The 18,130-nt window shown below is 65.0% G+C and carries 19 protein-coding genes; 9 read left to right on the plus strand and 10 right to left on the minus strand.

Going from position 1 to position 18,130, the window contains the following annotated elements; translation table 11 throughout:
* Window positions 1–3: 3 nt before the first annotated feature.
* Genes AC5ZG5_RS40020 through AC5ZG5_RS40030 form a run of 3 tightly spaced genes read right to left on the minus strand, consistent with a single transcriptional unit; the run spans window position 4 to window position 4,741 of the window.
* A complete protein-coding gene (locus AC5ZG5_RS40020; protein WP_456646217.1) occupies window positions 4–2,808 on the minus strand; it encodes a DUF4159 domain-containing protein in 2,805 nt (934 codons plus the stop codon).
* Entirely contained in the window at window positions 2,805–3,746 is a 942-nt protein-coding gene (locus AC5ZG5_RS40025; RefSeq protein WP_028167467.1) for a DUF58 domain-containing protein, read from the minus strand. The genes AC5ZG5_RS40020 and AC5ZG5_RS40025 overlap by 4 nt, the downstream gene beginning before the upstream one ends.
* Window positions 3,746–4,741 carry an AAA family ATPase gene (locus tag AC5ZG5_RS40030; RefSeq protein ID WP_028167466.1) on the minus strand — a complete coding sequence of 332 codons (996 nt, stop codon included), beginning with the start codon at window positions 4,739–4,741 and terminating at the stop codon, window positions 3,746–3,748. The genes AC5ZG5_RS40025 and AC5ZG5_RS40030 overlap by 1 nt, the downstream gene beginning before the upstream one ends.
* A 234-nt stretch (window positions 4,742–4,975) precedes the next feature.
* Here AC5ZG5_RS40030 and AC5ZG5_RS40035 point away from each other — a divergent pair, with 234 nt between their 5' ends.
* Genes AC5ZG5_RS40035 through AC5ZG5_RS40055 form a run of 5 tightly spaced genes read left to right on the plus strand, consistent with a single transcriptional unit; the run spans window position 4,976 to window position 8,526 of the window.
* Entirely contained in the window at window positions 4,976–5,590 is a 615-nt protein-coding gene (locus AC5ZG5_RS40035; RefSeq protein WP_456646216.1) for a DUF1285 domain-containing protein, read from the plus strand.
* A gap of 8 nt (window positions 5,591–5,598) precedes the next feature.
* Window positions 5,599–6,258 carry a CoA pyrophosphatase gene (locus AC5ZG5_RS40040; protein WP_409334758.1) on the plus strand — a complete coding sequence of 220 codons (660 nt, stop codon included), beginning with the start codon at window positions 5,599–5,601 and terminating at the stop codon, window positions 6,256–6,258.
* On the plus strand, window positions 6,255–6,518 hold the full coding sequence (locus AC5ZG5_RS40045) for a DUF6111 family protein (protein WP_456646215.1): 264 nt from the start codon (window positions 6,255–6,257) through the stop codon (window positions 6,516–6,518). Before AC5ZG5_RS40040 ends, AC5ZG5_RS40045 begins: the two co-directional genes overlap by 4 nt.
* Window positions 6,515–7,771 carry a CCA tRNA nucleotidyltransferase gene (locus AC5ZG5_RS40050; RefSeq protein ID WP_456646214.1) on the plus strand — a complete coding sequence of 419 codons (1,257 nt, stop codon included), beginning with the start codon at window positions 6,515–6,517 and terminating at the stop codon, window positions 7,769–7,771. Before AC5ZG5_RS40045 ends, AC5ZG5_RS40050 begins: the two co-directional genes overlap by 4 nt.
* Window positions 7,768–8,526 (plus strand): TSUP family transporter, encoded by a 759-nt coding sequence (locus tag AC5ZG5_RS40055; protein ID WP_456646213.1) that lies wholly within the window; start codon window positions 7,768–7,770, stop codon window positions 8,524–8,526. The genes AC5ZG5_RS40050 and AC5ZG5_RS40055 overlap by 4 nt, the downstream gene beginning before the upstream one ends.
* A gap of 151 nt (window positions 8,527–8,677) precedes the next feature.
* Here AC5ZG5_RS40055 and AC5ZG5_RS40060 read toward each other — a convergent pair whose 3' ends face one another.
* The 6 genes from AC5ZG5_RS40060 to AC5ZG5_RS40085 form a co-directional block, all read right to left on the minus strand.
* Complete coding sequence (locus tag AC5ZG5_RS40060) at window positions 8,678–8,929, minus strand: YodC family protein (protein ID WP_456646212.1); 252 nt, start codon at window positions 8,927–8,929, stop codon at window positions 8,678–8,680.
* A gap of 129 nt (window positions 8,930–9,058) precedes the next feature.
* Window positions 9,059–9,820: an HAD family hydrolase gene (locus tag AC5ZG5_RS40065; RefSeq protein ID WP_456646211.1), complete on the minus strand. Its 762-nt coding sequence runs from the start codon at window positions 9,818–9,820 to the stop codon at window positions 9,059–9,061.
* Window positions 9,804–10,691, minus strand: coding sequence for an oxygen-dependent coproporphyrinogen oxidase (gene hemF / locus AC5ZG5_RS40070; protein ID WP_028167458.1), 888 nt, complete (start codon window positions 10,689–10,691; stop codon window positions 9,804–9,806). Before hemF ends, AC5ZG5_RS40065 begins: the two co-directional genes overlap by 17 nt.
* Before the next feature lie 2 nt (window positions 10,692–10,693).
* On the minus strand, window positions 10,694–11,059 hold the full coding sequence (locus AC5ZG5_RS40075; protein ID WP_454617271.1) for a 6-pyruvoyl trahydropterin synthase family protein: 366 nt from the start codon (window positions 11,057–11,059) through the stop codon (window positions 10,694–10,696).
* 16 nt (window positions 11,060–11,075) lie between these two features.
* Window positions 11,076–11,708: a 7-carboxy-7-deazaguanine synthase gene (gene queE, locus AC5ZG5_RS40080; RefSeq protein WP_130228188.1), complete on the minus strand. Its 633-nt coding sequence runs from the start codon at window positions 11,706–11,708 to the stop codon at window positions 11,076–11,078.
* A 10-nt stretch (window positions 11,709–11,718) separates the two neighbouring features.
* The gene (locus AC5ZG5_RS40085; RefSeq protein WP_456646210.1) at window positions 11,719–12,174 is read right to left on the minus strand and encodes a tRNA (cytidine(34)-2'-O)-methyltransferase; all 456 of its coding nucleotides are present in this window, start codon (window positions 12,172–12,174) and stop codon (window positions 11,719–11,721) included.
* A 276-nt stretch (window positions 12,175–12,450) separates the two neighbouring features.
* Here AC5ZG5_RS40085 and petA point away from each other — a divergent pair, with 276 nt between their 5' ends.
* The 4 genes from petA to AC5ZG5_RS40105 all read left to right on the plus strand — a co-directional run bounded on the left by petA (window position 12,451) and on the right by AC5ZG5_RS40105 (window position 16,904).
* Window positions 12,451–12,981, plus strand: a complete 531-nt coding sequence (gene petA / locus AC5ZG5_RS40090) for a ubiquinol-cytochrome c reductase iron-sulfur subunit (protein WP_456646209.1) — start codon at window positions 12,451–12,453, stop codon at window positions 12,979–12,981.
* A gap of 61 nt (window positions 12,982–13,042) precedes the next feature.
* Entirely contained in the window at window positions 13,043–15,115 is a 2,073-nt protein-coding gene (locus AC5ZG5_RS40095; protein ID WP_456646208.1) for a cytochrome c1, read from the plus strand.
* 125 nt (window positions 15,116–15,240) lie between these two features.
* Complete coding sequence (locus tag AC5ZG5_RS40100; protein WP_456646228.1) at window positions 15,241–15,915, plus strand: dienelactone hydrolase family protein; 675 nt, start codon at window positions 15,241–15,243, stop codon at window positions 15,913–15,915.
* Between the two features lie 89 nt (window positions 15,916–16,004).
* A complete protein-coding gene (locus AC5ZG5_RS40105) occupies window positions 16,005–16,904 on the plus strand; it encodes an NAD-dependent epimerase/dehydratase family protein (protein ID WP_456646207.1) in 900 nt (299 codons plus the stop codon).
* Between the two features lie 21 nt (window positions 16,905–16,925).
* Here AC5ZG5_RS40105 and AC5ZG5_RS40110 read toward each other — a convergent pair whose 3' ends face one another.
* Complete coding sequence (locus tag AC5ZG5_RS40110) at window positions 16,926–17,930, minus strand: VOC family protein (protein WP_456646206.1); 1,005 nt, start codon at window positions 17,928–17,930, stop codon at window positions 16,926–16,928.
* Window positions 17,931–18,130: the final 200 nt, after the last annotated feature.

The raw sequence follows: 18,130 nt of genomic DNA on the forward strand, positions 1-18,130 counted from the left end.
GTATCATTGTCCCAGCCGCTCGATCAGGGCCGGCGCGTGCACCTGGTCGGCCTTGTAGTTGCCGGTCAGCGTATACATCACGATGTTGACGCCGGCGCGGAAGGCGAATTCGCGCTGGCGCGGCTCGCCGGGGGTGAGCGGCAACATCGCCTGGCCGTCGGGCCGGATCGCCCAGGCGCCGGCGAGATCGTTGGAGGTGATGATGATCGGCGAGACGCCGTCGCCGCCGCGGGCGGGGCGCTGTGCGGCCTCGTCATCGTCTTCGCGCGGCAATGTCTCGACCCAGGTCTGGCCCGAAGTGAAGCGGCCGGGGAAGTCGCGCAACAGGTAGAACGTCTTGGTCAGCACGTGCTCACGCGGCACCGGCTTGAGCTCGGGCACGTCGAGCGAGGACAGGATCTCGCGCAGCGCCTGCATGCCCGGCGTCTGCGAGCCGCCATTGTCGCCGGGCGGCGCCTCGACGGCGTCGCGGGTGTCGAACAGCACGGTGCCGCCCTGCTTCATATAGGCGTCGATCTTGTTGATTGCGTCCTGCGGAGGCTTTGGCGCGCCGGGCACGATCGGCCAGTAGATCAGCGGGAAGAAGGCGAGTTCGTCGCGCGCGGGGTCGACGCCGACGGGATCGCCGGCTTCCAGCGCGGTGCGTTGCGCCAGGAACAGTGTCAGCCCGGACATGCCGGCTTTCACGATGGAGTCGACGTCGGCATTGCCGGTGACGACATAAGCCAGCCGCGTCTGCGAAACCGCCTTCATGGCGAAGTCGTCGCTGTTCTCGGCGCGCGTGGCGGACGGAGCGATCGATGCCAGCAGGAAGGCGAGCGCCAGCGCCGCAGGTGCGGCGCGCCGCCGCCACAACGCGGCAAGGCCGGCGCCGAGCATGGCTACCACGATGGCATCGAGCAGGAACAGGCCGAGCGCCGATGACAGCAGGATGCCGCGGAGGTCGCGTGGCTCGGCATTGGTGTAGCTCGCCCGCCGCGCACGCAGGGCAGACGTGTCGAGCGGGGCGATGCGGTCGGCGGTCGCCAGCGTGTTGACGGCGATCGGGGCGTCAGCCGGGCCGTAGAGGCCGGGCGGGTGATCCGGTGTCGCGCGGTCGCGATAGTCGGCCAGCATTGGTTTGGCGGTCGACGGCGGCGGACCGAACGCGCCAAAGCCATCCAGCGTGCGGAGCGGCGCCACGGTCTCGGCCTTGGCTTCGCCAGCCACTCCAGCACCAGGCGTCGAGGTGTAGCCGGACATGTCGACCAGCCGCCGCAGCATCTCGACGAAAGTGCCGGACATCGGCAGGTCCGACCAGCGCGAGTCCGCGCCGACGTGGAACAGGCTGACCACGCCCTTGCCGCGATGCTCGCCGGTGACGAGCGGCGTGCCGTCTTCCAGCGACGCCCAGCTCTTGGTGGCGAGCACGGCATCCGGCTCGGCCAGCACCTGCCGGCTCACGGTAACGTCCTTCGGCACTGGAAGACCGGCGAACGGGCCCTCGGCCGTGAACGACGCTAGATGCTGTGGCTTCTCCCAGGTCAGGCTGCCGCCGAGGACGCGGCCACCGCGGCGCAGCTTCACCGGCACCAGATCGTCATCGGCTTGCGCCAGCCGTGGGCCGGCGAAACGCACCAGCACGCCGCCCTGGTCGATCCAGGCATTCAGCCGCTCGCGGATATCCGGCGACAGCGTGCCGACATCGGCCATCACGATCATCGGCAGCCGCTGGTCGAGGAATTGGGCGATCGCCTGCTGAGGCGCGCCGCGGTCGCCAAGACGCACATCGGCGAATGGCGACAATGCGCGGGAAAGGTAGAAGGTTGAGGCGAGCAGCGGCTGCGCGGTGTCGTTGGTCGCGCCGGAGACGATGCCGACCGCACGGCGCCGCCACCTCTTGTCGAGGAGCTGCACCGCGCCGGCGGAGCGCTCGCCTGATATCTCCAGCCGGGCGATGTCGTTGCGCAGTTCGACCGGGAGATCGAACGATGCCTCGGTCTCGCGATCCTGCGGGGCGAAGGCGTAGCGCGCCTCGCCGATCGGCGAGCCCTTGGCATCCAGCGCGCGAACCGTCCCGGAAGTGATGCCGGTCTCGGTGCGCAGGACCTTCACGGTCATCTTGGCCGCGGCGTTCTCGGCGGCAACGAGCGCCTGCGCGGACGGCGCACCGCCCTCGTAGATCGTCAGCGTGCGGTTTTCGACCAGCTTGCCGAGCCCTTCGGTGAATTCTGTGCCGCGCCCGGTGTCGACGCCGTCGGACAGCCAGGCGATCTCGGCATCGCCAGTGGCTTTCAGGAACCGATCGATGACCGGCAGCGTGTCGACGCGATCGATCGAATAGGGCTTTGGCGCGAGCTGCCGCAGCGCGACGCGCGCGGTGCCGGCCGGCATCAGCGTGATGTCGCGCGCGGGCTCCGACAGCGGCACCAGCGCTACGCCGCGGCGGTCATTGTCCGCACTGGCGATCAGTTCGTCGGCGGCCCTGATCCGGGCATCCCAGCTCGAGGCCGAGCTCCAGCCGTCGTCGAGCAGGATCACGAGCGGCGCCTTGGAGGATGCAAGCCCGGTCTGCGGATTCCAGATCGGCCCGGCCGCGGCGAAGATGACGAGCGCGGCGGCGAGGAGGCGCAGCAGCGTCAGCCACCATGGCGTGCGCGAGGGCGTTTCTTCCCTGGGCTGGATGTCGAACAGCAATCTGGTCGGCGGAAATTCGATACGCCGCGGCCGTGGCGGCATCACGCGGAGCAGCCACCAAAGGGCCGGCAGGCTCAGAAGGCCGAGCAGCAGCATCGGTTCGGCAAAGGACAGCGGCAGGCCTGCGATCATGCGCCGAGCCCCACTTTGACGGTGGACCGTACGCTGGCCTTGCTCACCGTCATGCCGTTATGCAGGAACAATAGCAGCTCCGCCGCGGAACGGCTGGTGGTATGGGTCGAGAACAACCAGTCGAGCCGGTTGGTCTCGGCGCGGATCTCGTCACGATGCAGCGCGACGCGCGCGACATAGTCGCTGGCCCAGCTCTCGGCGCGGCCCGCGGTAATCGCAGTGCCCGCTTCGGGTTCGACGAATTCAACGCGGCCGGAATAGGGGAAGGTTTCCTCGGCGGGATCGACGACCTGGATCACCGTGCCGTGCGCGCCCGAGGCCGACAGCCCGGCGAGCGTGGTTCGGATTTCCGAAATCGGCGACCAGAAGTCCGACAGCACCACGATCTCGGAAAGTGCCGACGGCACGAAGGACGGCGGCAGGCTGGCGCGGGTCGCATCGTCATGCAGCATCGCCTGCGCCATCTTGTCGATGACCGTGCGGCTCGCGGTCGGGTTCATCAGGCCGGGAATGCCGACGCGTTCGCCGCCGGCGACCAATAACTCGGCCAGCGCAAAGGCGACGATCAGGCCGCGCTCGAGCTTGGAATCGCGCGCCTGCTTGGACGCGAACGCCATCGACGGCGAGCGGTCGGGCCAGATCCAGACAGTGTGCGCCGCCTCCCACTCCTGCTCGCGGACGTAGAGGTGATCGTCGCGCGCCGAGCGCCGCCAGTCGACATTCTGCGACGGCTCGCCGGAGACGAAGCGGCGATATTGCCAGAAGCTCTCGCCGGCGCCTGCGCGGCGGCGGCCGTGCAAGCCATGGATGACGTTGTTGGCAATGCGGCGGGCCTCGAGCACCAGGCGCGGCAGCGACGCGGCGAGCGATCGGCTTTCGCCGTCGGCACGTCGGACTGCGAGGATCTCCTCGTCCAGGCGCTTGTTCTCCGCGGCCATTAAGCGATCCGCGTCTTCAATTGCTTGATCACGTCAGGAATAGTGCGGCCTTCGGCGCGCGCAGTGAACGTCAGCGCCATGCGGTGCTTGAGCACGGGTTCGGCGAGATCGAGCACGTCGTCGATCGAGGGCGCGAGCCGCCCGTCGAGCAGGGCGCGGGCGCGGACGGCGAGCATCAAGGCCTGGCTGGCGCGTGGGCCCGGTCCCCAGGCGATCAGCTTCTCGCCTTCCGGGTTGGGCCGCGCGGCGCGCACCAGCGACAGGATGGCGTCGACGACGGAATCGCCGACCGGCAGCCTTCGCACCAGTCGTTGCGCGCTGAGCAGCAGTTCCGCGTTCATCGCAGCCTTCGCCAGCGTTTCTTCCGCGCCGGTGGTTTCGAACAGGATGCGACGTTCGGCCTCACGGTCGGGGTAGTCGACATCGATCTCCATCAGGAAACGGTCGAGTTGCGCTTCGGGCAGCGGATAGGTGCCTTCCTGTTCCAGCGGGTTCTGCGTCGCCAGCACATGGAATGGCTTGGGAAGGTCATGGCGGGCGCCCGCAACCGTGATGTGCTGCTCCTGCATGGCTTGCAGCAGCGCCGATTGGGTGCGCGGGCTGGCGCGGTTGATCTCATCCGCCATCAGAAGCTGCGCGAATACCGGACCCGCGATAAAGCGGAACGAGCGCTTGCCCGTGTTGCTCTCGTCCAGCACCTCCGCGCCGAGGATATCCGACGGCATCAGGTCCGGGGTGAACTGGATGCGCTTCGTGTCGAGGCCGAGCGTGATGCCGAGCGTCTCCACGAGCTTGGTCTTGGCAAGGCCGGGAACCCCGATCAGCAGCGCATGCCCGCCGGAAAGGATCGTCACCAAGGTATTCTCGATCACCCGGTCCTGGCCGAAAATAACCGTGGAAATCGCCTCTTTCGCCGTACGGATCTGGCCGGCAACCTGCTCGGCCGAGCGGACGATCACGTCTTCCAGTTTTTCGACACTGTCTGCACCAGCCATTCCGTGCTCCTATCGACGGCGCAACCTTCACATCGTCACGCCATGGGCCCCAAGCTAAGCATAAGCGAAGGCCATGTATTCGTTGAATTAAACTATCCCCACCTTAGCGGCTTTTCAGGGTATGAACGCCATCACGATGTGGCGAGAACGGCATACCTACGCACATCTGAAAGATGTACGTAAGAAACGTGCACCAATCGTGCCAGATTGAAGCTCTCAACCTTAAGGCAAACCATGGCGAACGAAGGGCAAACAAGCCGTCAGGGCCTCGAAGGATTGACCGCCGCGGCCACTAATGCCGCAAAAACAAATCCGGCCGGCGGCAAGGGCCTTCCACCCGTGCATTTATGGAATCCGCCGTTCTGCGGCGATCTCGATATACGAATCGGCGGCGACGGCACATGGTACTATATGGGAACACCGATTGGCCGGCCGGCGCTGGTGCGGCTGTTCTCCACCATCCTGAAACGCGAAGACGGCAAGCATTTCCTGGTGACGCCGGTGGAGAAGGTCGGCATCCGCGTCGACGATGCGCCCTTCCTTGCGGTCGAGATGCAAAAGGATGGGGACGCGCGCGGGCGGCTGCTCAGGTTCCGCACCAATGTCGACGACTGGGTCGATTGCGACGCCGCGCACGGCCTTCGTTTCGAGCCGGGCAATGACGGCGGGCTCATGCCCTATCTGCATGTCCGCGCCGATCTCTGGGCCAAGGTCACCCGTCCGCTCTACTACGATCTGGTTGACATGGGGGAAGAGCGGATGGTCGATGGTCGTCCGATGTTCGGAATCGAGTCCGGCGGCGCATTCTTCGCGATGGCGGATGCGAAAGAGGTGAGGGACGCGCTTTGAACGAGCCGATGCTGAAGACGGAGCCGGCGGCGATCAGCTCGGCGGAGTTTTTCGCGCGCAGCCATGCGCGGCTGAATTTCGACGTCCCGCCCGGCCTGGTCGATCCGAACATCATTCCGAGGACCGGCGACTCCGGCAATGACCGCATGCTCGAGATCGTCGCGCACGAACAGCCGGTGCGGCCGGCCGCGGTGCTGATCCCGGTGGTCGACCGCGATGAGCCGACGGTGCTGCTGACGCAGCGCTCGGAGCATTTGAGCAGCCATGCCGGCCAGATCTCATTCCCCGGCGGCAAGATCGACGCGACGGATGCCTCTCCGCTCGATGCCGCGCTGCGCGAGGCCAATGAGGAAGTCGGGCTCACGCGCGACTTCATCGAGCCGCTCGGCTATCTCGATCTCTACGGCACGGCATTTGGTTTTCGTATCCTGCCGACGGTGGCGCGGGTGAAGCCCGGCTTCAGGCTCAAGATCAACGAGGGTGAAGTCGTCGACGCGTTCGAGGTCCCGCTTTCGTTCCTGATGAACCCGGCGAACCATCAGCGCCACAGCAAGGAATTCCGCGGCATCGAGCGCTCCTATTATGCGATGCCCTTTGCCGAACGTTACATCTGGGGCGCGACCGCCGGGATCCTGCGTGTATTGTACGAACGGATCTACCTGCCATGATCCGTCCGGTATTGACCGAGATCGGAATCTTCCTCATCCCTTTCGCAGTCTATGCCGTGTTCCTCATTGCAACGCGCTCCGGCGTCTTGGCGAAATCTTCCTGGCCTTTGCCTTTGATTGCGAAGCTGGTGCTGGGTGCGCTGCTGCTGGTCGTGGTCAGTTTCGTGCTGCTCGCCCATTTCTCTGGTGCGCCGCCGAATTCGACCTATGTCCCCGCTCATATCGAGAATGGCAGGCTCGTGCCCGGAGTTGAGAAATGACGCACGCACGCGCGCTGGAGCAGGCGCCTTGGCTGAGATCGGGACCCACGGCACGCGTGCTCGCGCTGCTCAACGCAGACGGTGAGGAAGCGCGTGTGGTCGGCGGCGCGGTGCGCAACGCGCTGCTGCACAGGCCGATCGGCGACATCGATCTCGCGACCACGGCAGTCCCTGAGGAGGTGATGCGCCGCGCCAAGGCCGCAGGAATCAAGAGCGTGCCGACCGGCATCGAGCATGGCACGGTGACGCTGGTCGTCGACAAGCATCCGTTCGAGGTCACGACCCTGCGCGAGGATACCGAAACCTATGGCCGCAAGGCCAAAGTCGCATTCGGCCGCGACTGGGCGCGCGATGCCGAGCGGCGCGACTTCACCATCAACGGCCTTTCGGTCGATGCAGCCGGCGTGGTGCACGACCATGTCGGCGGGCTCGATGATATCGCCGCTCGCCGCGTGCGCTTCATCGGCGATCCCGGTCAGCGCATCGCCGAAGACTACCTGCGCATCCTGCGCTTCTTTCGCATGCATGCGGCCTACGGCGCCGGCGATCCCAATCGCGCCGGCTATCTTGCCTGCATCGCCGGCCGTGCCGGCCTGGCGCAGCTTTCGGCGGAGCGCGTGCGCATGGAAGTGCTCAAGCTCGTGGTCGCCGACGGCGCGGTGACCGCGGTCACCGCGATGGCCGATGGCGGCCTGCTGCAGATGATCCTGGGCAGCGTCGGCTATACCGGGCCGTTCGCAGTCATGATCGCGGCCGAGCGCGAGCTCGGGCTCGAGGCGAGCGCGGTGCGCCGGCTCGGTGCGCTGGCGCTTGCCATCACCGAGGACGCAAGGCGCGTTGCCTCCAAGCTGCGGCTCACCAATGCCGAGGCGAAGGCGCTGGAAGCGATGGCGGATCGCTGGTGGCAGCTCGCCGGCATCGACGAGGCGGCGGCACGCCGCTGGCTCTACCGTCTCGGTGAGGCGGCCTATCTCGACCGGATGATGCTGGCCTGGGCGCGGATGAGCGATGGCCGCGACATTGCTCGTTGGCGCGAACTGGCGCGCCTGCCGCAGCGCTGGCAGGCGCCGAAATTTCCGCTGAAGGCGGCCGATTTCATTTCGCGCGGGATTGCCGAGGGGCCTGCGCTCGGCCATGTGTTGGCACAAGCCGAGCAGGCGTGGCTCGCCGCGGAGTTTCCTCTTGACCAGACGGCGCTCTCGGCAATCGCCGATGAGACCGTCGCCCGCTTCACCCACGACCACCGATTGTGAACATCCTCGCCAGCCTTTCCGATATCTCCGTGCTCCGACTTCTGCTGGTCGCCGGTGTCGCGTTGCTCGCTTCGGCCGTCGGAGGGCTCGCGGGCTATGGCACCGGCGCCCTGATGCCGTTGGTGCTGGTGCCGCTGGTCGGTGCCGAGCCGGTGGTGCCGATCATCGCGATCTCCTCGATCTTCACCAATCTGAGCCGCTTCGTCGCCTATGTCAGCTATGCCGACCGCCGCCGCGCGCTGATCGTGGTCGCGGCTGCGATCCTGACGACCGCGCTCGGTGCGTACGGCTACACACGGCTCTCCGGTGCCGGTGCTTCGATCGTGATCGGCAGCATGCTGATCCTGAGCGTGCCGCTGCGGCGGCTGCTCAAGCGCCATGATGTCAGGATCGGCGACACTGGCCTTGCCGCGGGCGCGGTTGGTTACGGTGTCGTGGTCGGCGGCACGGCGGGCTCGGGTGTGATCCTGCTGTCGCTGCTGATGGCGGCCGGCCTCGACGGTGCCGCTGTCATCGCAACCGATGCGGTGATCTCGCTGGCGACCAGCATCGTGAAGATTTCGGTGTTCGGGCTTGCCGGCGTGGTTACTGCGCAGGTGCTCGCCTTTGCGATCCTGATCGGTGTGGTCGCGATCCCCGGCGCATTCCTGGCGAAAGCGTTCGTCGAGCGCATGCCCGTGCACGTCCACACCGCAATCCTGGATATCGCCGTGATCACGGGCGGTATCGTGATGATCTCATCGGCGCTGAGATAGTGCTGTAGCCCGGGTGAAGCGCAGCGTAACCCGGGAGCGCTCGTCAACATCGATTGAGCTGTCCCGGGTTGCGCTGCGCTCCACCCGGGCTACGAGATTTCTCGCCGACGCCGCCAGGTCTTGTGAACCGGGCCGCATCGCAGGAAGGGACTTACGCGACCTTGCCCTTGCGGTCGTCTTCGTCCTCGTCTTCTTCCTCGTCGTCGTCGTCTTCCTCGTCGTCGTCCTCTTCCTCGTCATCGGGATTGGCGGCTTCGAGGACGGCAACGGGAAGCGTTTCCCGAAACAGATCGCCGTCGATACCCATCCAAACACACTCGACAGAGTCCTCGTTCACTTCCGCCACCGTAATCGGGTGCCCGCCCGATTTCAGCATCACCACATCGCCTGGTTTCAGTTCCATGGTCCACCCATCCTTCGCGTTGATCGACGCGCCGGCACGTTACAGAGCTGTCATGACAGTCCGATCACGAAGGAACGTCCCCACAGGATTTTGACGGGGATTGATCTGCGCGGCGAAGCGCGGGCGCCGTTACCGGTCTGCGCCGGGAAGCAGTTCCGTCAGGGAGCGGATGATGCGATTCGGCCTGACGGTCGATCCCGTGGGAAGACCATCCCCGTGCACGTCGATCCAGATCGCGTAAATGCCGAGCCGTTGCGGTGCGACGACCTCCCATTCCAGATTGTCGCCGATCATCCAGGTGTCCGCTGCGCTGACGCCGAGCGCATCCATGGCGTGCAGATAAGCGCGCTCTTCCGGCTTGCCGAAGCCGTGCTCGCCTTCGATCTGGATGTGATCGAAGCGGTGCGTCAGTGCGAAGCGCTCGATCTTGGCGCGTTGCATCAGCGCAGCGCCGTTGGTGACAAGCGCGAGCTTGATGCCAAGCGACCGCAGCCCGTCTATGGCGTCGTGCGCGCCGGGAAAGATAAAGATGCTTTCCTCGCGAAACGTCGTGAAGCGGTCGGCGATCCGGACCGCGAGGTCGTCTGAAAGGGGCGGGTGGCCGCTTGCACGAAGCGTGGCGAAGCCGCCCCTGACCGTTTCGCGGCGCGCTTCCTCAAGTTTCAGGCGCCAGATCGGCTCCGCCGTGGACCAGAATTTCCGGGCGAAAGCGAGGATCGCGGCGGCAACGACCGGCGGATCCAGTGGCGCCAACTCATCGGCGAATTCGGCCGCGATCGTGTTCCAGGCGATCTCGGGCCGGGCATAGGCCGACAGGATGGTGTCGTCCATGTCGATCAGCATGGCGCGGGGGAGTTTGGTCACGATGGCGATCTCACGGCCATTTCGCATGCGGCGGCATCGACGACAGGATCGAGTCGACATTGCCGCCGGTCTTCAGGCCGAAAATCGTGCCGCGGTCGTAGAGCAGATTGAACTCGACATAGCGGCCGCGCCGGACCAGTTGCTCCTCGCGATCGTCGGCGGTCCATGCCGTCGCAAAATTGCTCCTGACCAGTTCGGGATAGATCTTCAGGAACGCGCGACCGACATCCTGGGTGAAGGCGAGGTCGGCGTCCCAGTCGCCGCTGTCGTGCCAATCGTAGAAGATGCCGCCGATGCCGCGCGCCTCCTTGCGGTGCGGCAGGTAGAAATAGTCGTCGCACCATTTCTTGTATTTTTCATACGGCGCGATCCGCGCATGCGCATCGCAGGCCGACTGCATCGCGGCATGGAAGGCGAGCGCATCCGGATCGTCCTGCGTGCGCCGCCGGTCCAGCACCGGCGTGAGGTCGGCGCCGCCGCCGAACCACGCCTTGGTGGTGACGACGAAGCGGGTGTTCATATGCACCGCCGGCACGTTCGGATTGTGCAGATGCGCGATCAGCGAGATGCCCGAGGCCCAGAAGCGCGGATCATCCGCCGCGCCCGGGATCTGGGCGCGGAATTCGGGAGCGAACTCGCCATGCACGGTCGAACAGTGCACGCCGACCTTCTCGAACAAGCGCCCACGCATCATCGCCATCACACCGCCGCCGCCGGGCTTGCCGGTGTGATCGGTGCGTTCCCACGGCGTGCGCACGAAGCGCCCGGCTTCGCCTGGATAGAGCCAAGCAGGCGCGTCATCCTCCAGCCGCTCAAAGGCCGCGCAGATATCGTCGCGCAGTATTTCAAACCAGGTTTTCGCGCGCGCCTTGCGCTGTTCGATGGCGGATTTGTCCATGCTCAAGCTTCCGGTCCGAAATAGGTGCAGCTCTCGTTGCAACTGTCGCGGTGCACGCTGACGCGGGTGACCTTGCCCGCATGCTGCACCCGTTCGAAGATGAATCGCGACAGGTTTTCAAGGGTGGGCAGTCCAAGCGCCTCGATCTTGTTGAGGAACTTATGGTCGAGCGTCTTCTGCACCTCGGCGATGCGGCGTTCGAGGAGGCCGAGGTCAAGCACCATCCCGGTCGCTGGGTCCGGTGTCCCGCGCACCGTCACTTCCGCACGAAACGAATGGCCATGGATCTCCTGGCTGCTCGCGCCAAGGGTCGTTCCGGAGAGCGCATGCGCCGCCTCGAAGCGGAACGATTTCGTCAATTCCCACATCCTGAAAGTCCAACTCCTATCTGATGCCCAGCGTCTTGTGCGTCTGCACGCTCAGCCGCCATTGCGGGTGTTGCAAGCAATACTCGACCGCGCGCGCGGTGTTTTGAAGCGCATCAGGCCCATCCATCGGCTGTAGCGAGAAGCGTTCGAAATCGAGATCGACAAAGCGCTCCGGCGCGGCATCCTGCTGCGGATAGACCAGCTTCAACTCATTCCCCTTCCGCACCGCGAGTTCCGCGCCCGCCTTCGGGCTGACGCAGACCCAGTCCAGCCCGTCCGGCGGTGTGATTGTGCCATTGGTCTCGACGCCGATGGCAAAGCCGTGCGCATGCAGCGCGTCGATCAGCTCGGCGTCGACCTGCAGCAGCGGCTCGCCACCGGTCAGCACGACATAGCGGCCGACATTATCGCCCGTCCATTGCGCGGCGATGATGTCGGCAAGTGCGGCGGCACTCGCATAGCGGCCGCCGAGTGTGCCGTCGGTGCCGACAAAATCGGTGTCGCAGAATTGGCAGGTTGCGCTGGCGCGGTCCTGCTCGCGGCCGCTCCAGAGGTTGCAGCCGGCAAAGCGGCAGAACACCGACGCACGGCCGGCATGCGCGCCTTCGCCCTGCAGGGTCAGAAAAATCTCCTTGACCGCGTAGCTCACGGAATCTCCTTCAGCTCAGGCTGCGGGTCTGCCGCAAGGCCTCGCCGATCGCCATCGCCGCTGACATCGCGACATTGAGCGAGCGCATGGGCGGCTTGATCGGGATCACCAGCCGCGCATCGGCCGCCGCCACCACCGCGTCGGTGACCCCAGCGGATTCGCGCCCGAAGAGCAGTATATCGGAAGCGGCATAGCGAAAATCGAGGTAGGAACCGGCGACCTTGGTCGTCAACAGGATCAGCCGACAGCCTGCCTCGCGGCGCCATTCCTCGAATTTCGTCCAGGAATCATGGCGCATCAAACGGACCTGGTCGAGATAGTCCATTCCCGCCCGGCGGAAATGCCGGTCGGAGGTCGGGAAGCCTGCCGGCTCGATGATATGGGCCGCCACATCCAGGCAGGCGCACAGCCGCAGGATGGTGCCGGTGTTCTGTGGGATATCGGGCTGGAAGAGCGCGATCTGCATGGCCGTGGCGCTGGGTTAGGTACCGACGAAATGTCTCAAGAAAACAACGTTCGTCGCTCATTTAGTGCATTGCACGCCTGCGAGCCGATAGCGGGCTTGCGCTCGTCCGGCAAGGGTGCCAATAGAACGATTCTGGACTGCTATTCCGCCAGTAGGGAGGAGGGATAGTGGTTTTCTGCCGCCGCGGGGGGCCGCGGGCGCCGGCAGACCTCCCGGTTGCAATGGGCGCCACCGGGGCGGTTCCACCGGCTGCAGACAAGGAAAGGGCTTGGAATCGTGACGACAGCGTCTTCGGCGGACCATCCGACACGCCGTGATTTCCTTTATGTTGCAACGGGTGCTGCTGCTGCGGTGGGTGTAGCGGCGACGGTTTGGCCGCTCATCGACCAGATGAATCCGGACGCGGCGACCATCGCCGCTGGTGCGCCGATCGAGGTCGATCTGGCGCCGATCGCCGAGGGGCAGGACATCAAGGTGTTCTGGCGCGGCAAGCCGATCTATATCAGCCACCGCACCAAGAAGCAGATCGACGAGGCGCGCAGCGTTCCGCTCTCGAGCCTGCCCGATCCGCAGACCGATGAGGCCCGGGTCAAGTCCGGCCATGACCAATGGCTGGTCGTGATCGGCATCTGCACCCATCTCGGATGTATCCCGATCGCCCATGAGGGCAATTACGACGGATTTTTCTGCCCCTGCCATGGCTCGCAATACGACACCTCCGGTCGTATCCGCCAGGGGCCTGCGCCCGCCAATCTGGCGGTGCCGCCGTATCAGTTCGTTTCCGACACCAAAATCCAGATCGGCTAAGTCTCGGCCCAGCCCGAGGCTTCGACCGATCGCGTCGTCTTTACTTCTCAGGATCGCATCAATGAGCGGACCATCCGATTTTCAGCCGACCAATCCCGCCTTGAGGTGGATCGAGCGGCGACTGCCGATCTTCGGCCTCATGCACTCCTCCTTCGTGGCCTATCCTACGCCGCGCAACCTGAACTATTGGTGGACCTTCGGCGCCATTCTCTCGATGATGCTGGCGGTGCAGATCCTGACCGGCGTGATCCTGGCGATGCACTATACGCCGCATGCCGATCTTGCCTTCCGCTCGGTCGAGCTGATCGTGCGTGACGTCAACTACGGCTGGCTGCTCCGCAACATGCACGCCTGCGGCGCGTCGATGTTCTTCTTCGCCGTCTACATCCACATGTTCCGCGGCCTTTACTACGGGTCGTACAAGGAGCCGCGCGAGGTGCTGTGGATCCTCGGCGTCATCATCTATCTCTTGATGATGGCGACCGGCTTCATGGGTTACGTGCTGCCGTGGGGCCAGATGAGCTTCTGGGGCGCCACCGTCATCACCAACCTGTTCTCCGCCGTGCCCTATTTCGGCGAGAGCATCGTGACGCTGTTGTGGGGCGGCTACGCCGTCGGCAACCCGACGCTGAACCGCTTCTTCTCGCTGCACTATCTGTTGCCCTTCGTGATCGCCGGCGTCGTCGTGCTGCACGTCTGGGCGCTGCATGTGGCGGGTCAGAACAACCCGGCCGGCGTTGAGGCCAAGACCGAGAAGGACACGGTCGCCTTCACGCCCTACGCGACGATCAAGGACCTGTTCGGCGTCTCCTGCTTCCTGATCTTCTATTCCTGGTTCATCTTCTACATGCCGAACTATCTCGGCGATGCCGAGAACTACGTTCCGGCGAATCCCGGCGTGACGCCGGCGCATATCGTGCCGGAATGGTATTACCTGCCGTTCTACGCCATCCTGCGTTCGATCCCGAACAAGCTTGCGGGTGTGATCGCGATGTTCTCGGCGATCATCATCCTCTGCTTCCTGCCCTGGCTCGACAGTGCCAAGACCAGGTCGTCGAAGTACCGTCCGCTGGCCAAGCAGTTCTTCTGGATGTTCGTCGTCGTCTGCGTCCTGCTCGGCTATCTCGGCGCGCAGCCGCCGGAAGGCATCTATGTGATCGCCGGCCGCATCCTGACGGTCTGCTACTTCGCGTACTTCCTGATCGTGCTGCCGCTGCTCTCGCGGATCGAGACGCCGAGGCCGGTACCGAACTCGATCGCCGACGACGTGTTGGCGAAGACGGGCAGCAAGGCCGCGCCGATGGTCTCGACCGTGATCGCAATCATGATTGCAGGCGGGCTCTTGGTCGGCGGCGCGCAAAGCGCCAAGGCCGAGGGGGGCGAGGTCGCACCGCCGGCGCAGAAATGGTCGTTCTCAGGCCCTTTTGGCAAGTTTGACCGCGGCGCGGTGCAGCGCGGGTTGCAGGTGTACAAGGAGGTCTGCGCGACCTGCCACAGCCTGTCCTTCGTCGCGTTCCGCAACCTCGCCGATCCCGGCGGCCCCGGCTATTCGACGGCCCAGGCCGCCGCGTTCGCCTCCGAATACAAGATCAAGGACGGCCCGAACGACCAGGGCGAGATGTTCGAGCGTCCGGGCCGGCCGGCCGACTACTTCCCGTCGCCGTTCCCGAACGAGCAGGCGGCCCGTGCGGCCAACGGTGGTGCGGCTCCGCCGGACCTGTCGCTGATCACCAAGGCCCGTTCCTACAAGCGCGGCTTCCCCCTGTTCCTGATCGACTTCTTCACCCAGTATCAGGAGCAGGGCCCGGATTACGTTGATGCGATCCTGCAGGGTTTTGAGGAGAATCCGCCGGCCGGCGTGACCATCCCCGAGGGCTCCTACTACAACAAGTACTTCCCGGGCCACGCCATCAAGATGCCGAAGCCGCTGAGCGACGGTCAGGTCGCCTACACCGACGGTTCGCCGACCACGGTCGCGCAATATGCCCACGACGTCACGACCTTCTTGATGTGGACCGCGGAGCCACATATGGAAGCGCGCAAGCGGCTCGGGCTTCAGGTGTTCGTGTTCCTGATCCTGTTCTCGATCCTGATGTACTTCACCAAGAAGAAGGTCTGGGCCAACGCCCACTGATCGCGCTTTCGGCAACGTGATTTGAAAAAGCCCCCGCGGGGGCTTTTTTGCTGCCGCGATTGCGTCACGCGCGGTGAGCCGCCACAATGGCCGCCAATCTCCCCCTAAACATTCCGGAGGAATTCATGGGCACCACCATCACCTTCAAACGTCCGGACGGCAAGGACGCCAACGGTTACCTCGCCAACGCGGCGCGCGGCGATGCACCGGGCGTGGTCGTGATCCAGGAATGGTGGGGCCTGCAGGACCAGATCAAGGGCATGTGCGACCGTTTCGCGCGCGCCGGCTTCGACGCGCTGGCGCCTGATCTCTATAAGGGTACGGTGGTGCCGTATCACGACACCGATGCCGCGGGTCGCGAGATGAACTCGCTCGACTTCATGGACGCCACCACGCAGACCGTGCGCGGCGCCGCGCAATACCTGGCGCGGAACGGCGCCAAGGTCGGCCTCACCGGCTTCTGCCTCGGCGGCGCGGTGACCATCATCGGCGCCACCAAGATTCCGGAACTGACTGCCGGTGTCGTGTTCTACGGCATCCCGCCGGAGCAGGCGGCAAAGCCGGCCGACGTGAAGATCCCGCTGCAGGCGCATTTCGCCAACAAGGACGATTGGTGCACGCCGCAACTGGTCGACGCCTTCGAGAAGGCCATGAAGGCCGCCGGCAAGTCGCTCGAGCTGTTCCGTTATGACGCCGAGCACGCCTTCGTCAACGAGCAGCGCATGTCGGTCCATGACCGCCAGGCCGCCGAACTCGCCTGGGGAAGGGCAACGGAGTTCTTCAAGAAACATCTGGGCTGATCTTGCCCGTCCGCTTGTCGGAAAAGAGGGCGGAGCGATGAGGCGGCGAGGCCCTCACCGACCGCGAACTCCTCGGTGGAGAGACCGGGATGAAAGTCTTTTGCACGGGCGCATCGGGCTATATCGGCGGATCGGTTGCGGCTCATCTTGTCGCCGCCGGACATCATGTGACCGGGCTGGTTCGCTCCCCGGAAAAAGCCGATGCGGTTCGCATCCACGGCATCCAGCCGCTGTTCGGAACGCTGGATGACAAGGAATGTCTGGTGCAAGCGGCGCAAGCCGCTGACATCGTTATCAATGCGGCCAGTGCCGATCACAAGGGTGCCGTCGTTGCCCTGACCGGCGCTCTGGCTGGAACGGGCAAGCTGTTTATACATACCTCCGGATCGAGCATTGTCGGCACGCGTGCCAAGGGCCACCGATCCGACGAGATCTTCGACGAAGATACGCCGATCACCCCGTCGCCAGCCCGCGCAGCACGGGTTGCGCTCAACGAATACATTCTCTCTCACCGCGAGAAGGGTAGCCATCCGGTCATCATCTGTCCGAGCCTGATCTACGGTCTCGGTCATGGCGCCGAACCGCACAGCATGCAGGTCCCCCTGCTCATCTCCCTTGCCAGAAAGCGTGGTTGTGCGGCCCATGCCGGGCCCGGCGAGAACGTCTGGTCAAACGTCCACATCGACGACCTGGTGACGCTCTACGCGCTCGCCATCGAGAAGGCCCCGGCCGGGGCTTTCTATTTCGCCGAGAACGGCGAGAACTCGATGCGCGAAATCTGCGAGGCCATCAATACCATGCTGGGGTTTGATCGGCCGCCGTCGGCGATGTCGATGGAAGAGGCTGCCTCCGAATGGGGGGAGGGCGTCGCCGAGGACACGATGGGCTCGAACAGCCGGGTGCGAGGCGTGCGTGCGCGGCGGCAGCTCGACTGGGAGCCGAAGGCCCGCGATCTGCTCGAAGAGATCGAACAGGGGTGTTATCGGTAACCGGAATCCGAGAGACGATTGTCAGACCGTTCCTTTGCGGATCCCGTCCCACCACGGGCAGGTGCCCGACATCAGCTTGTAATTGCCCTGCATCACCTGCACCGGCGCGCGGCGGCCTTGGGCGGCGGCGTGCATCCGCATCTCGCGGGCGAGCTCGCGGTCCCTAGCCGGCAGCCAGACGCGCTCATGACCCCACAGGCTCGGACCGTCCTGCATCTCGTGAGGCTGCCACGTCGCCGGATCGATCTCGCGGCCACCCCAGCCGCATTCGATCATGAAGGATGACGGCGTCCTCGCGTAGAACGAGGTCATGAAGTCGTTGGTGTGGCGGCCGAGCGAGGTGCCGATGCGATCGGGCTGGCTCAGCGCCACGTCGTAAGCTTGCCCAACATCGTCGAGCGAAAACATCTCGACCATCAGATGATGCATGCCGCTCTTCCCGGTCTCGATCAGCGCCAGACTATGATGGCGCGGGTTGACGTGGAAGAAATAGGCGCGAAACGGCTTCAGAATGTAGTCGGAAAGCCCGAAGCCGAGCACGTCGACATAGAACGCCAGCATCGGATCGACGCGCTCGACCGTCAGCACGGCGTGCCCGAGCCCGAGCGGTCCGGTGCGGAAGCCCGATATCGCGCGGCCCGGCTTGAACGGCATGGCATCGATCTCGGCGCCATAAAACGCTTCCAGCCGGTTGCCTTCGGGATCCTGGAAGGAGATCAGGCCGCGCACATGCCTTGCATCGGCGAGCGCTTGCGGCTCGGCGGTCACCGCGACGCCGGCTTGCTCGAGCCGGGCGGCGAGCTCATCCAGTGCCGCCGCATCCGTCACCTCCCAGCCGAAGAAGCGCGATCCTTCCGGAGCGGCGCGATCGATCACGATGCGTTGTTTGCGATCGTCCATCCGGAAGGCGAGCAGGGAGTTGCCGCGCTCGACCGCCTGCAGGCCGACGAGCGTGGTGCCGAATTCCCGCCAGTCGTCGAGCTCGGCCGCGCCGAACCCGGCATATCCGAGACCCAATAGCCCCATATGCGCCTCCCTTGTTGTCCATCGGGGCGGTTGGCCTGCCCTTCTTGGGCATCAAACTTACGCGAATTCGCAGGCCTTCAAACCCCAAAGATGGGTTTTTGAGCAGGCCGCCGGCCGCGCCCATCCCTTGACATCGCTCCCGCCGGGTGGTGTTTAGCGGGTTATGAGCACCGTTGCCCGCCCATCCTGTCTATGGTGGC

It is taken from the genome of Bradyrhizobium sp. Ses1, assembly GCF_059512365.1.